Raw genomic sequence first — 13,567 nt, 5'->3', positions numbered from 1 at the left:
TGCGGTGAAAGACAGGGTGGCCGAACGCGCCGCGCCCCGGCGGGCGTCTGCTTCCTGGACGGCCCGCCGGGGCGGTTGCTCCGCCGGGACGGGGGGCGGCCGGCGGTCCTGGGGGACCGGTGCCGAGCCGCCGTTGGCGCAGCACCGGGTGGGAAAAGTTCGTTCCGTGCGTCGACTGGTGAATTCGTGGTCACCGCGTACGGAATTCCGGTCTGGAGCCACAGTGGCACCACTCGCTGACGGAATGCTGACACGCTTCTGACACCGGCAATGAATTCCTTGTGGCCCTTTTCCCGGGCATCCTCTCGGTGCTGTACTCCCTTCGATGGAAAACGCTCCCGAAAGGGGTACGGGAATGACCGCGACCACCACCGAAACCAGCACGGGCACCCCGATTCTCGAGGCGATACGCGCCCACACGGCAAGCGAGAACCCGAGTTCGTTCCTGGCGCTCAACAGCGGAAACAGTGTCTTCACCGTCCCGGACGCGGACGGTGTCGTCGTCTACCGCCGCACCGGCCGCCACGCCGTGCAGTTCGGCGGCCCCTTCGCCGCCGAGCAGGACTACGGCACCCTCCTGGAGGCCTTCCGGAAGTACGTCCGCGACGAGGGCCTCAGCCTCGTCGGCGTCCAGCTCCAGCGCACCGACGCCGAGCGCTACGCCGCGCTCGGCTTCACCGTCAACCAGGTCGGCGCCTCCTGGGCGGTGGGCCTCCCCGAGTTCACCCTGCGCGGCACCAAGTTCATGCAGCTGCGCAACAAGATCTCCCGCGCCCACCGCAACGGCCTGCAGATCCAGGAGGTCGACGCGGCCGACGTGCAGGACGCCATCGCCGCCATCGACCGGGCCTGGCTCGGCTCCAAGGGCGGCGCCCAGCAACTGGAGTTCCTTGTCGGCCAGATCGGCGGCGCGGCCCAGGCGCACCGGCGGCTCTTCACCGGCACCATCGACGGCGCCCCGGTCGCCTACATCTCGTACTCGCCGGTCTACGGCAGCCGGGCCGGCTGGATGCACGACCTCAGCCGCCGTGTCCCCGAGGGCTCCCCGGGCCTGATGGAGGCCATCAACGCGCACGCCATCGAGGTGTTCCGGGCCGAGGGCGTCGAGTGGCTGCACTTCGGGTTCACGCCGTTCACCGGCCTGGACGCCGGCCACGAACTCGACGGCCACAGCCCCGCGTTCCAGTGGCTGATGCACGCCCTGTGGGCCGAGGGCGCGGCGCTGTACCCGGCGCAGACGCAGCTGTCGTACAAGCAGAAGTGGGCCCCCGACGTGCTGATTCCCGAGTACGTCGCCTTCGACGGGCCGCAGGCCTCGCTGCCCGGCTTCGCGCACATCTTCCGTGCCTGCAACGCCTTCTGACCCACTCTCACCCCAAGGAGACGACGACATGAGCCAGTCCACCGAGGAACTCCAGCACGCCATGGTCGAGCAGTTGATGGCCGTCATCGGGGCCCCCGACGACGAGGCGGTCGCCGAGGCCGCCGACGCGGTCGTGCGCGCCCTCGACGAGCGGCTGCGCACCGGGGCGGCCGCCTGAGCCGCGCACCGAAGACGCACCGCCCACCCGATCAGACCGGCATCAGTGTCACATCAGCGTTCCACGGAACGCTGGACGCACGTTCGCCCGGCGGTCCGGGCCCGGGAGTACCGCACTGTGCCCCCGTCGCCCGGGTCCGCCGGGCGGATGCGCCCGCGACGGTGACCGCACGCGGGAGCCTTGTCGACTCGCGGCGCCCGCAGGTCCGCGGGGCAGCGGCGCCGCCGCCCGATCCGGGCACTTCTCCCAAGGAGAGCAACGCATGCAGCGTCCGCACATACAAGAAGCCGGGGCACTCGCCGCCGGTGGAGGCGCCGGCGCCGGGCAGCGCACCGGTGCCTCGGCGACCTTCGCCGAGCTGCTCAAACGGGTCAAGGCCGAGGGCCTCCTCGACCTCGACCCCCGCTACTACGTGGGCAAGCTGGCCCTCAACACCACCCTGCTGCTGATCGGGTTCGCCGCCTTCTTCGAGCTGGGCGACTCCTGGTGGCAGCTGGTCACGGCCCTGTGGATGGGCCTGTGCGGCGGCCAGTCGGCGTTCATGTGGCACGACGCCGGCCACAAGGCGATGTTCCGCAGCAAGAAGGCCGCCTCCGCGGTCGGCTACATCCACGCCAACCTGGTCAACGGGGTCAGCTACGGCTGGTGGGTCAACCACCACAACCGGCACCACAGCAACCCCAACCACCTGGACATGGACCCGGACATCGGCCGGCGCACCGCCATCTTCGACATCAAGCAGTACCCGAGCCGCAAGGGCACCCAGAAGTTCGTCGTGCGCTACCAGAGCGTGCTGTTCTTCGTGCTGCTGGTGCTCGAGGGCTTCAAGATGCTGAAGACCGCGGTCCTGTCGATCGTCCAGGGCAAGACCAAGCGGCCCGCCCTGGAGACGTTCCTGATCCTGCTGCGCGCCGCCGTCTACCTCGGCCTCGTCTTCACCGTCCTGTCCCCGGGCCTCGCGGTCGCCTTCATCCTGGTCCAGCACGCCGCCCTCGGCGTCTACTTCGGGATGATCTTCGCCCCGAACCACAAGGGCATGGACGTCCGCGACGGCGAGGAGGAGACCCTGGACTGGCTGGAGCGCCAGGTCCTCACCTCCCGCAACATCCGCCCCAACCGGCTGGTCGACTTCCTCTACGGCGGCCTCAACTACCAGGTCGAGCACCACCTGTTCCCGGCCATGCCGCAGAAGAACCTCGGACGTGCCCGGGAGCTGACCATGGAGTACTGCGCCGAGCGCGGGGTGCCGTACCACGAGGTCGGGTTCTGGGCCTCGTACCGCGAGGTCGCCGCCTACCTGCACGAGGTCAGCGCGCCCGTGCGCCGCGGCGACGTGGCGGAGCAGCTCCGCCGCCGGGCCATGGAAGAAGCGGCCTGACCTCCCCCCACTCCCTTACTCACACCGCTACTTCCCCCACACCCCCCACACCCCGGCCCCCGGGCCGCACGCCCGGGCCGGCCGGTGGCCCGGGCGGTTCCTTCCCGGAAGCGACGGGGGCGTTCGCAAGGAGTCCCCAAAGGAGCCAGCCCCATGTCCCAGACCACCGCGGCGGCGGGCGGTGTCACCGCTCCCGCCTCGATCGGGGTCCGCCTGGACCGTATGCCGATCACTCCCCTGCACCGCAGACTCACCGCGGTCATCGGCGTCGGCCTGTTCTTCGACACCTTCGAGAACAACCTGTCGGGCACCATCGGCAAGGTGCTGCAGAGCGACTTCGGCTTCGGCGCCACCTCGCTCAAACTCACCCTGGCCTCCGTGTTCGTCGGCCAGTTCATCGGTTCCCTGACGCTCGGCCGGATCGCCGACCGGTTCGGCCGGCGCCGGGCCTTCCTCGTCAACCTCGCGATCTACTCCGTCTTCTCGCTGCTCGGCGCCTTCTCCCCGAACGCCACGTGGCTGATCGTCACCCGCTTCCTCGCGGGGATCGGCATCGGCGCCGAACAGGCCCTGTCCGACTGCTACCTGGCCGACGTGCTGCCCGCGAGGAAGCGCGGCCGGTTCATCGCCTCGGCCTACACCCTCGCCTTCTGCGGAGTGCCCGCGGTGGGCTTCGCCGCGTTGTGGCTGGTGCCGCTGACCCCGCTGGGCGTGGCCGGCTGGCGCTGGCTGTTCGTGCTCGGCGCGCTGGGCTCGGCCGTGGTGTGGGTGCTGCGCCGGCAGCTGATCGAGTCCCCGCGCTGGCTGGCCGCGACCGGCAAGGCCGCCGAGGCCGAGCGGCTGGTGGCCCGGATGGAGGCGGAGGCGGCGGGCCGCGGGCTGCCGCTGGAGACGCCCGAGCCGGCGGCCGAGGAGGCCGTGGACCACTCCCGTCTGCGCGACGTCTTCCGCCCCGGCATGCTCCGCCGCACCCTCGTGCTCTGGCTGTTCTGTGTGCTGTCGGTCATCGGCTACTACGGCTTCGGCACGCTGGCCCCGCAGATCGTCGCCGCCAAGGGCTACGGCATCGTCGCCGGCCTCGGCTTCACGGCGCTGTCCTTCCTCGGCTACCCGGTGGGCTCCGCCCTCGCCCTGCCCGTCGTGGACCGCATCGAGCGGCGCACCCTGATCGCACTGTCGGCGGCCGCGATGGTCCTGGCCGGACTCGGGTTCGCCTACGCCGGCTCGGCCGCGCTGATCGTCACCTGCGGCTTCGCCTACACGCTGTGCAGCAACGTCTTCTCCAGCGTCTCGCACGTCTACCTGTCCGAGCAGTACCCCACCGCGATCCGGGCCACCGCCTCCGGCGCCGCCTACTCGCTGTCCAAACTCAGCGCCGCCGCCCTGCCGTTCGTACTGCTGCCGGTCCTGGACGCGCACGGCCCCGGCGCCCTGTTCGCCGTCATCGCCGCCGCCATGGCCGTCCTCGCCGGCACCGTGCTGACCCTGGGCGAGCGCACCACCGGCCGGCCGGTCCGTTGAACTCGCCTATTTCCCGAAGGAGTTGAGCATGGCCTACGTCATCGGACTGCCCTGCGTCGATGTCAAGGACCGCTCCTGCATCGACGAATGCCCCGTGGACTGCATCTACGAGGGGCAGCGCGCCCTGTACATCCATCCGGACGAATGCGTGGACTGCGGCGCCTGCGAACCGGTGTGCCCGGTCGACGCCATCTACTTCCAGGACGACCTGCCCGAGGAGTGGGGCGACGACCACGCGGCCTCCAACGCCGCCTTCTTCGAGAGCCTCGGCGAACCGGGCGGCGGCAGTGCCCTCGGCCCCCAGGACCATGACTCGCCGCTGGTCAGCGCCCTGCCGAAGGGGGTGTCGGTGGCATGAGCGGCATCCTCGCCGGCAAGCGGATCCTGGTGACCGGGGTCGTCACGGACGCCTCCATCGCCTTCCACGTGGCCCGTATCGCCCAGGAGGAGGGCGCCGAGGTCCTGCTGACCGGCTTCGGCCGCCTCACTCTCATCGAGCGCTTCGCGTCCCGCCTGCCCAAGCCCGCCCCCGTCATCGAGCTGGACGTCACCGACCAGGGTCACCTGGACACCCTCGCCGACCGCATCGGCGAGCACGTCGACTCCCTCGACGGCATCGTCCACTCCATCGCCTACGGCCCCCAGGGCGCCTTCTCCTTCCTGGACGGCACCTGGGACGACGTGTCGACGGCCGTGCACGTGTCGGCGTACTCCCTGAAATCCCTCACCACCGCCTGTCTGCCGCTCCTGGAACGGCGCGGTGGCTCGGTCGTGGGCCTCACCTTCGACGCGACGGTAGCCTGGCCGCACTACGACTGGATGGGCGTGGCCAAGGCCGCCCTGGAGTCCACCAGCCGCTACCTCGCCCGCGACCTCGGCCCCCGCGGCATCCGCAGCAACCTCGTCGCGGCCGGCCCGCTGCGCTCCATGGCCGCCAAGTCCATCCCCGGCTTCTCGCAGCTGGCCGACGTCTGGGAGACCGAGCGGGCCCCGGCCGGCTGGGACCTCGCCGACCCGGACCCGGCCGCCCGCGCGGTCGTGGCCCTGCTGTCGGACTTCTTCCCGCGCACCACGGGCGAGGTCGTCCACGTGGACGGCGGGGTGCACATGATGGGCGCGTGAACCGCGCGGAAAGGGGCGGGAGTTGAGGATCGAGCCTCAACTCCCGCCCCTTTCGCCTGCAGTTACTCGGTCCCGCCGCCCGGCAGGATGCGCCGGAAGCCGGTGTACGGGACCAGCGCCTCGGGCAGGACCAGCGACCCGTCCTCCTGGACGCCCTGCTCCAGCAGCGCGGCGACCGTGCGGCCGATCGGGAGGGCCGAGCCGTTCAGGGTGGCCGCCGGGGTCTTGCGGCCGTCGGCGCGCTTGACCCGGATGTCGGCGCGGCGGGCCTGGAAGGTGCCGCAGTCGGAGACCGAGGAGATCTCCCGGTAGGAGCCGCCGCCCGGCAGCCAGACCTCGATGTCGTACGTCGTCCGGGCCGAGAAGCCCAGGTCGCCCGCGGGCAACAGGACGGTCCGGAAGGAGAGTTCGAGCCGGCGCAGGCACTCCTCGGCCTGCGAGACCATCAGCTCCAGCTGTTCCTCGGCTTCCTCCGGGGCGCAGACGCGCACCAGCTCCACCTTCTCGAACTGGTGCAGGCGCAGGACGCCCCGGGTGTCACGGCCGTACGCGCCCGCCTCGGCGCGGAAGCAGGGGGTGCGGGCGGTGAACGCGTACGGCAGGGTCCGGGAGTCCAGGAGCTGCCCGGCCACCAGGTTGGTCAGCGGGACCTCGGCGGTCGGGATCAGGAACAGCTCGCGGTCGCCGACCTGGGTGCGGAACAGGTCCTCCTCGAACTTGGGCAGCTGTCCGGTGCCGGTCATCGTGTCGCGGCTGACCAGGAACGGCACCGACTGCTCGGTGTAGCCGTGCTCGCGGGTGTGCAGGTCGAGGAAGAAGTCGCCGAGGGCCCTCTCGAGACGGGCTCCGGCGCCGTGCGAGACGCTGAAGCGGGCGCCGGAGAGCTTGGCGGCCGCGGGGGAGTCGAGGACGCCGAGGGTCTCGCCGATCTCCGCGTGGTGCCGGGCACCGGCCGCGGGGCGCGGGTCCGGACCGCCCCGCCGTATCTCCACGGCCTCCTTCTCCGAGTCGCCGTCCGGGACCGTGTCCAGCGGCAGGTTGGGGATGCCCAGCAGCAGCTCCGTCAGCTCGCCGGCAGCGGTGCGGGCGGCGCCCTCCGCCTGCTGCACCTCGGCACGCAGCGCCCGGGCGGACTCCTTCTCCGCCTCGGTGGGCGGGCCGGAGCGGCGGGCCTTGGCGGTGCGGTTCAGCTCCGTGCGCAGCCGGGTCACCTCGGCCTGCGTGGCCGAGCGGGCGCGCAGCGCGGTGCTCAGGGCGTCCAGGTCGAGCTCGTAGCGGCGGCGGGCCAGGCGCCGTACGGCGTCCGGACCGGCCTCGATCAGCTCGTGGGGATCATGCATGGCGGTCTCCTGACAGGGCGGGGGAGGAGGCGGGGGACTGCTCAGGAACGGCGGTATCGGTGTGCCGGGTGCCGAGGAGGCGGTAGCGGAGCGGGTGGGCCGAGCGCAGGCGGGCCGCGTACAGCAGGCCGCCCAGGGCGACCAGCGGCAGCAGCCAGGGCAGCGCGGCGATGACCTTGGACGGGGAGCCGGTGAGCATGTCGAAGTTGCCGACCACCAGCCACACCGAGGCGGCGAGGCCGGCGAAGCCCAGCAGCGGGGCGAGCAGCTCCCGCCACCAGTGCCCACTGCCGCCCCGCAGCCGCAGCCCGAGCACGGACAGCGCGGCCAGCGCCTGCAGGGCGACGATGCCCAGGGTGCCGAGGCCGAGCATGCTGGTGGTCAGGTCGGCGTACGGGTCGAGACCGGCGACGGCGAAGCCGGCCACGACCAGCGTGGTCAGCGCGCTCTGCGCGAGGCTGGCCCGGTGCGGGGAGCGGTGCCGCGGGTGCTCGGCGGCCAGGCCGTGCGGCAGCAGACCGTCCTCGGCGAGCACCTGGGCGTAGCGGTTGGCGGCGCTGTGCAGGGCCAGCGTCGCCGCGAACAGGCTGGTGCAGAGCAGGACCTGGAGCCCGGTGCTGCCCGCCTTGCCGAGGAAGTCGTCGCCGAGGACGAAGAACAGGTCGCCCATCTGCTTGCCCGCGACCTCGCGCACCTTGTCGCTGCCGACCGCGCCCACCGCCAGCCAGCTGGTGAGTGCGTAGAAACCGGCGATCAGGACGACGGCCGCGTAGGTGGCCCTGGGCACGCTGCGCCGCGGGTCCTTCGCCTCCTTGCCGTACAGGGCGGCCGACTCGAAGCCGATGAAGGAGACGAACGCGAACATCAGCGAGACACCGACGCCGTGCCCGACCGCGACGTGCGGGGAGAACGAGGCGGTGGGCAGCGCATGCAGTCCGTGCCGGGCCAGGATCGCCACGTCCAGGGCGGCCAGCACGCCGATCTCGCCGAGCATCAGCAGGGCCAGCACCCGGGCGCTGAGCGCGATCTCCCGGTAGCCGAGCACGGCCGTCAGCACCAGCCCGACGGCCGCGCACCACTCCCAGGACACCGTCATCCCGTGGGCGGCGAACACCAGGTGTGTGAAGTACCCGAGCGCACCCGCCAGCCCGATCGTCGCGCAGTTGTACGACAGCAGAGCGACATACCCGGCGGCGACCGCGGGCGGCCGCCCGAGCCCGTCGGCGACGGAGGCGTAGAAGCCGCCGGAGCCTCCGGTACGGCGGGCGCTCACCGCATAGCCGACCGAGAAGCAGAGGAGGGTGACTCCGGCGAACAGGAAGGCCGCGGGCACGCCGGCTCCGTCGCCGAAGGCGAAGGCGAGGGGGACGGTGCCGACCATGGCGGAGAGGGGGGCTGCGGCGGCGACGATGAGGAAGAGGATGTGCCCGGTGCCGAGTCGGCTCCGGGAGGGTGGGGGACCACTGGTGGACATGGGTGACTCCTGGGCTGCTCAAAGGGGTTGGGGAGAGGGACGGGAAACGTGCAACAGCCGCCCGCGGCGGACCGGCGGACGGCTGTTTGCTGTTGGCGTCGTACCTGGTCAGGCTGGTGCGATCGCCAGTGCCGTGTTCTGACCGCCGAAGCCCAGCGAGTTGCTCAGGGCCAGATCGATGGGCATCTCGGTGACGGTCTGCGCCAACTTGATCTCGATCCGGGGATCGGGCATGACCAGGTTGGCGACAGGCGGAATCAACTCGTGCTCGACACTCAGCACAGCGAACGCCGCCTCGACCGCGCCCGCCGCGCCCAGCAGATGACCGGTGACTCCCTTCGTGGAGGTGACCAACGGATCCCCACGCAGGGTCCGCTGGATCATCCGGGCCTCCGACAGGTCGTTCAACGGGGTCGAAGTCCCATGGGCGTTGACGTGCTGCACATCGTCCGGATCGGCCCCCGCGTCGGCGAGAGCCGCCCGTACGGCCGCCTCGATGCCGGCGCCGTCGGGATGCGGCGACGTCATGTGATGCGCGTCAGCGGTCGCGCCGTACCCGATGATCCGGCCGTGGATGTGCGCACCGCGGGCGCGGGCGTCCGCGACACGCTCCATCACGAGGATCCCCGCGCCCTCACCGGCGACGAAGCCGTCGCGGTCCACGTCGAACGGGCGGGACGCGGCCGCCGGATCGTCGTGCCGCCCGGACAGCGCGCCCATCTGTGCGAACCCGGCCATGACCAGTGGGGTGATCATGGCCTCGCTGCCGCCCGCCAGCACGATGTCGCACCGGCCGAGCGCCAGCAGGTCCCGGGCGGTCCCGATGGCCGTCGCGCCCGAGGCGCAGGCGGTGGCCACCACCAGGTTGGGTCCGGTCGCCCCGAACTCGATGGCCGTCTGACCGGCCAGCATGTTCGGCAGCTGCATGGGCAGCAGGAGCGGCGACACCCGGTCGGCGCCGTGCTCGCGCAGCACATGGTGCTGTTCCTCGACCGTGCCCGGACCGCCGTCGGCGCAGCCCAGCACGACGCCCACGCGTGCGCCGTCCCAGGTCTGCGGGTCGAGGCCCGCGTCGGCCACCGCCTCGTGCGCGGCGACCAGCGCGAACTGCACGAACCTGTCCAGGCGGTGAGCTCGCCGCGCACTCAGCAGCGTTTCGGGGTCGAAGTCCGGCACCCGGCAGGAGATCTGTACAGGGTTGTCCGCCAGCACCGGATCGAGGGCGGCGGCCGGCCTGCCGTCGCAGACCGCCGCCCAGCTCGGCCCGACCCCGATACCGCCCGGGGTGACCAGGCCGAGCCCGGTGACGGCGATGTCCATCCCGGCCATCAGACCTTCGCGCTCCGCTCCTCCATGAGCCGGACCATGTCGCCCACGGTCTCGGCCTCCAGGAGGTCGTCGTCGCTGATGTCCAGGTCCAGCTCGGACTTCAGCAGCAGCGACAGCTCCACCACGGCCAGCGAGTCCAGCTCGATGTCCTCCCGGGTGGCCTCCGGAGTGATCGAGTCGGGCGACACCTTGAGCTTGTTGGACAGGATTTCCTTGAGCTGCTCCAGCATGTCGGTTCCTTTCGAAGGTGTACGCACCCCGCGTACCGCTGAATCGATATGAGTGACTGACGATCGGTCAGATGGTTTGCAGCTCCGGCCAGATGACGGTGGCGGCACCCCAGGACAGGCCCCCGCCGAACGCGGTGAGCAGGACCCGGTGGCCCGCGGCGAGCCGGCCCTCGGCGGTGGCCTCGGCGAGCAGCAGCGGAATCGAGGCGGCGCCGGTGTTGCCGACCCGCGCGATGTTGCTCAGCTGCCGCTCGGCGGGGATGCCGAGCCGGTCCGAAACGGCCTCCAGGATCCGGGCGTTGGCCTGGTGCGCCACGAACCGGTCGACGTCGTCCAGCTGCCAGCCGGCCCGCTCGGCCGCCTCCGTGGACGCGGCGGTCATGTGCTCCACCGCGTGCCGGTAGGTGTCCCGGCCGAGCATCTGGAAGTAGTGGTCCTCCGGGGCGGCCGGCCGGTCGGTGGACCGCTGCCGGGAACCGCCCGCCGGGACCTCGATCAGATGGCTCAGCTCGCCGTCGCTGCCGAGCACCAGCGGGCCGATCGCACCGGGTTCACCGGCCGAGCCCGCGCGCAGCACCACCGCCCCCGCGCCGTCCGCGAAGATCACCGCGGTGGTGCGGTCCTCGGGGTTGATGATCGTGGTGAAGGCGTCCGCCGCGATCAGCAGCACCCGGTCCGCGATCCCGGCCGCGATCAGCCCCGCGGCCGAGGCCAGGCCGTACAGGAACCCGGAGCAGACGGCCGCCACGTCGAAGGCGGGCACCTGCCCGAGCCCCAGCCGCGCGGCCACCTGCGGTGCGGTGGCCGGGCAGGGCTGGTCCGGGGTGGTGGTGGCCAGCACCACCGCCCCCACCTCCTCGTCACCCGCCGACTTCAGCGCCCTCAGGCCGGCCTGCACCGCCAGATCGCCGGTGGAGGTGCCCGGGGAGATGAAGTTCCGCTCGGCGATCCCGGTGCGCGACCGGATCCAGGCGTCGGAGGTGTCGAGGCGGGCGGCCAGGTCGTCGTTGGTCACCACATTGGGCGGGACGTACGACCCGATGCCGGTGACGACCGCGGCCCGCCCGGTGCTCATGCGCCGGCCTCCGAGGCCAGGACGCCGACGGGCAGGCCCATGTAGTCCATGCGGACCTCGGCCATCTCGTCGGTCCACTGCTCGGCCATGTCGTAGCGCTGTTCGGCGGTGGTGTCGAGCAGCCGGACACCCGGCCAGATCTCGTAGTCCCCGATCTTGTCGGCGTGCTGGAACATGCCCTCCTGGAACAGTTCCTCGCGGTGGATGACGAACTCCCGGTCCGGGATCTCGTCCCACAGCTTCACGCCCGCGCGCAGGATCTCCAGCAGCCGCGGCTTGTACTCCGGGTGCTCGATCACGTGGTCGCGCAGGATGGTGCTGGCCACGGTGAGGTGGCGGATCTCGTCGATCGCGGTGCCACGCGAGATCTCGCCGGTCGCCGGGGACAGCGGGGTCCACTTGCGCTCGCTCAGCTCGGCCGCCGGGGCGAGCACACCCTCGATGATGATGGCGAACACGGCGACTCCGCCGGGGAAGTCGGCCTGGTCGCGGACGATGTCCAGGGTGAAGTCCACCACCGGGTCCAGGACCCGCTTGCGGTAGTCCCGGGCCATCTCGTCGATGTCCTTGAGCAGCGTGGTCGCCGGGATGCCCAGCTCCACCAGGTGCTGGCGGAAGACCCTGGCGTGCCGGGCCTCGTCGATCAGCTGGGTGGCGTAGAACTCCATCTGCGGGATGCCGGGCGCGACGGAGACGTAGTGGCCGAGCAGCCGGGTGGCCAGCTCCTCCGCCAGTGCCCGGAAGCCGAACTCCAGGACCAGGGCCTCGCGTAACGGGCCGGGCGCCTTGAGGAAGTCCGGGGTGATCGCGTTCTCGTGGTGGCCGGTCACCCCGCGGCCGCGCAGCGTGCCCTGGGCCACCGAGGTGATCCAGTAGGCGAGGTCGCACTCCTCGGGGCCGAGGGTGAGTTCCTTCGCGCCGTCCAGCAGACCGGGCGCCTTGTCCCAGTCCGCCTCAGGAGCAACGGGTGCGGTCATGATGCGGCGGCCTCCTTCGCCGGGCGCAGGGAGCCGGCGAACAGCCCGCCGGCGTAACTGAACAGGGGGAGCCGCCCGTTGTCGGCGTTGGCGCGGACGACGTACCCGAGCAGCAGCTCGCTGTCGCCCGCGTCGTGGGCGGAGTGGAACCGGCAGACGTAGTGCGCGAGCGCGCCCGCGATCAGCGGGGCGTGCGCGTACCGGTCCGCCGTCCAGGCCAGGCCCGCGAAGGCCTCGTCGCCGTCGGGCCGGCCGCTGTCGGCGAACCGCCGGGCCACGTCGGCCTGGTCGCCGCCGAGCACGTTGATCGCGAACCGGCCCTCGGCGGCGGCCAGCCGGGCGAAGGACGAGCCCGCCCGCAGCGCCACTCCGACCAGCAGGGGGGAGCGCGAGACCAGGGTGACCGTGCTCGCGGTGGTGCCGTGCATCCGGTCCTCGGGTCCGGTGGTCAGCACCGACACCGGGGACGCCAGGTGGTACAGGGCCCGGCGGCGCTCGGCCGGGTCCTGCCGGACCGTCCGCCGTACGCCGGTCGCGGTGGTCATCGCACGGCCTCCGTCTCCCGTACGACCGGCCGCGCCGGGACGTGCCCGACCGGCACCGGGTCCATGGCGTGCCCGACCGGCTTCGGGTGGGGCAGGCCGAGGTCGTCCAGCAGCCGCAGATAGCCCTCCTGGCGCACCGGCTCGAAAGGCAGCGCGAAGGACTTCATGAAGTTGCCGAACAGACCGCGGTCGCCGAACAGATGGAACGGCAGCACCAGCAGCGCCCACTCGGGCTTGACCAGCCAGCACCACAGCGCGGCCACCGCGCCCTGCGTGATGAGGCTGTGCATGACGTTGTAGAGGACGTAGTACGCCTTGTGGATCGGCCGGCCGCCGCTCTTCTTGAACGCGATGGCGCCGGGGATGTAGCCGATCAGGTCGATGTAGAGGAACAGTCCGAGCGCCGGCAGCCAGCGGATGTCGCCGAAGTGGTAGACGATCAGGCCGGTGGTGACGGCGAGGCCCACCAGGTACTCGGCGCGGTGCAGCGAGTACGTGCGTGGTGTCTCGAAGGGGTTCGCCTGGTCCATGGTCAGCTCCTCGGCGGGCTACTGGGCGCCGACCGCGGCGGGCTCGGTGAGTGCGATGCCGCCCTGGATCCGCACGGCCGGGTACAGCCCGGTCAGCGCCCAGGCGACGGTCTCCTTGATGACCCGCTCGGCGATCGGGTCGAGGATGCCCTCCAGGCTCGGGATGCCGAAGTCGAAGTCGGCGTCGAAGCGGACGCTGACGTCGGTGCCGTCCTGCTGCACAGACCAGGTCCCGGAGAAGGAGTCGAAGTCGCCGTCGGACTGCTCGAAGCGGATCTCGCCGCTCTCCGGCAGCACGGTGTCGTCCTCGGTCCAGCGCAGCAGGCCGCTGCGGAAGTGCAGCTCCCAGCTGGAGGAGGCCTTCGGGTCGGGGTAGGAGGCGTGCACGGTGGTCGCGTTGACGTGGGGCGCGAGGTCCGGGTACTTCTCCCAGCGCCGTACGGCGTGCAGGACCGTTTCGGCCTGCTCCGCGGGTATCAGGGCATCGAGTTCGACGTGCCGCACG

15 protein-coding genes are annotated in these 13,567 nt (G+C 71.6%); 6 read left to right on the top strand and 9 right to left on the bottom strand.

The genetic code is table 11. The features are described from left to right. The first annotated feature begins 355 nt into the window (after positions 1–355). The 6 genes from ACIF83_RS12760 to fabI all read left to right on the top strand — a co-directional run bounded on the left by ACIF83_RS12760 (position 356) and on the right by fabI (position 5,562). Entirely contained in the window at positions 356–1,363 is a 1,008-nt protein-coding gene (locus ACIF83_RS12760) for a DUF2156 domain-containing protein (RefSeq protein ID WP_399726184.1), read from the top strand. Between the two features lie 28 nt (positions 1,364–1,391). Further along, positions 1,392–1,541, top strand: coding sequence for a hypothetical protein (locus tag ACIF83_RS12755; protein WP_301971887.1), 150 nt, complete (start codon positions 1,392–1,394; stop codon positions 1,539–1,541). A 262-nt stretch (positions 1,542–1,803) separates the two neighbouring features. Continuing rightward, on the top strand, positions 1,804–2,919 hold the full coding sequence (locus ACIF83_RS12750) for a fatty acid desaturase family protein (RefSeq protein ID WP_399726181.1): 1,116 nt from the start codon (positions 1,804–1,806) through the stop codon (positions 2,917–2,919). 153 nt (positions 2,920–3,072) lie between these two features. After that, a complete protein-coding gene (locus ACIF83_RS12745; protein WP_399726178.1) occupies positions 3,073–4,440 on the top strand; it encodes an MFS transporter in 1,368 nt (455 codons plus the stop codon). A gap of 28 nt (positions 4,441–4,468) precedes the next feature. Beyond that, entirely contained in the window at positions 4,469–4,798 is a 330-nt protein-coding gene (fdxA, locus tag ACIF83_RS12740) for a ferredoxin (protein ID WP_393473967.1), read from the top strand. Next, positions 4,795–5,562 (top strand): enoyl-ACP reductase FabI, encoded by a 768-nt coding sequence (gene fabI, locus ACIF83_RS12735; RefSeq protein WP_398140877.1) that lies wholly within the window; start codon positions 4,795–4,797, stop codon positions 5,560–5,562. The genes fdxA and fabI overlap by 4 nt, the downstream gene beginning before the upstream one ends. Before the next feature lie 62 nt (positions 5,563–5,624). On the opposite strand, the gene serS is transcribed toward fabI, so the two are convergent. From serS to ACIF83_RS12690, 9 genes are all read right to left on the bottom strand, one after another. Further along, positions 5,625–6,902 (bottom strand): serine--tRNA ligase, encoded by a 1,278-nt coding sequence (gene serS, locus ACIF83_RS12730; RefSeq protein ID WP_399726175.1) that lies wholly within the window; start codon positions 6,900–6,902, stop codon positions 5,625–5,627. Beyond that, complete coding sequence (locus ACIF83_RS12725) at positions 6,895–8,376, bottom strand: APC family permease (RefSeq protein WP_393473958.1); 1,482 nt, start codon at positions 8,374–8,376, stop codon at positions 6,895–6,897. The genes serS and ACIF83_RS12725 overlap by 8 nt, the downstream gene beginning before the upstream one ends. Positions 8,377–8,484: 108 nt before the next feature. Further along, positions 8,485–9,705, bottom strand: a complete 1,221-nt coding sequence (locus ACIF83_RS12720) for a beta-ketoacyl-[acyl-carrier-protein] synthase family protein (RefSeq protein ID WP_393473955.1) — start codon at positions 9,703–9,705, stop codon at positions 8,485–8,487. Next, the gene (locus tag ACIF83_RS12715; protein ID WP_393473952.1) at positions 9,705–9,935 is read right to left on the bottom strand and encodes a phosphopantetheine-binding protein; all 231 of its coding nucleotides are present in this window, start codon (positions 9,933–9,935) and stop codon (positions 9,705–9,707) included. The genes ACIF83_RS12720 and ACIF83_RS12715 overlap by 1 nt, the downstream gene beginning before the upstream one ends. Before the next feature lie 67 nt (positions 9,936–10,002). Next, positions 10,003–11,010 carry a beta-ketoacyl-ACP synthase III gene (locus ACIF83_RS12710; RefSeq protein ID WP_399726171.1) on the bottom strand — a complete coding sequence of 336 codons (1,008 nt, stop codon included), beginning with the start codon at positions 11,008–11,010 and terminating at the stop codon, positions 10,003–10,005. Further along, positions 11,007–11,987: a VlmB-like protein gene (locus ACIF83_RS12705; protein WP_393473947.1), complete on the bottom strand. Its 981-nt coding sequence runs from the start codon at positions 11,985–11,987 to the stop codon at positions 11,007–11,009. Before ACIF83_RS12705 ends, ACIF83_RS12710 begins: the two co-directional genes overlap by 4 nt. After that, complete coding sequence (locus ACIF83_RS12700) at positions 11,984–12,532, bottom strand: flavin reductase family protein (RefSeq protein ID WP_393473945.1); 549 nt, start codon at positions 12,530–12,532, stop codon at positions 11,984–11,986. Before ACIF83_RS12700 ends, ACIF83_RS12705 begins: the two co-directional genes overlap by 4 nt. Next, positions 12,529–13,062: a hypothetical protein gene (locus tag ACIF83_RS12695; RefSeq protein ID WP_386575742.1), complete on the bottom strand. Its 534-nt coding sequence runs from the start codon at positions 13,060–13,062 to the stop codon at positions 12,529–12,531. Before ACIF83_RS12695 ends, ACIF83_RS12700 begins: the two co-directional genes overlap by 4 nt. A gap of 18 nt (positions 13,063–13,080) precedes the next feature. Then, the gene (locus tag ACIF83_RS12690) at positions 13,081–13,566 is read right to left on the bottom strand and encodes a type II toxin-antitoxin system RatA family toxin (RefSeq protein ID WP_399726166.1); all 486 of its coding nucleotides are present in this window, start codon (positions 13,564–13,566) and stop codon (positions 13,081–13,083) included. Position 13,567: the final 1 nt, after the last annotated feature.

This window comes from Streptomyces sp. NPDC085866 (assembly GCF_044541035.1).
Lineage (GTDB): Bacteria > Actinomycetota > Actinomycetes > Streptomycetales > Streptomycetaceae > Streptomyces.
The sequence above is the reverse complement of the archived record's forward strand: the minus strand, read 5'-3'. Positions and strand labels throughout refer to the sequence as shown.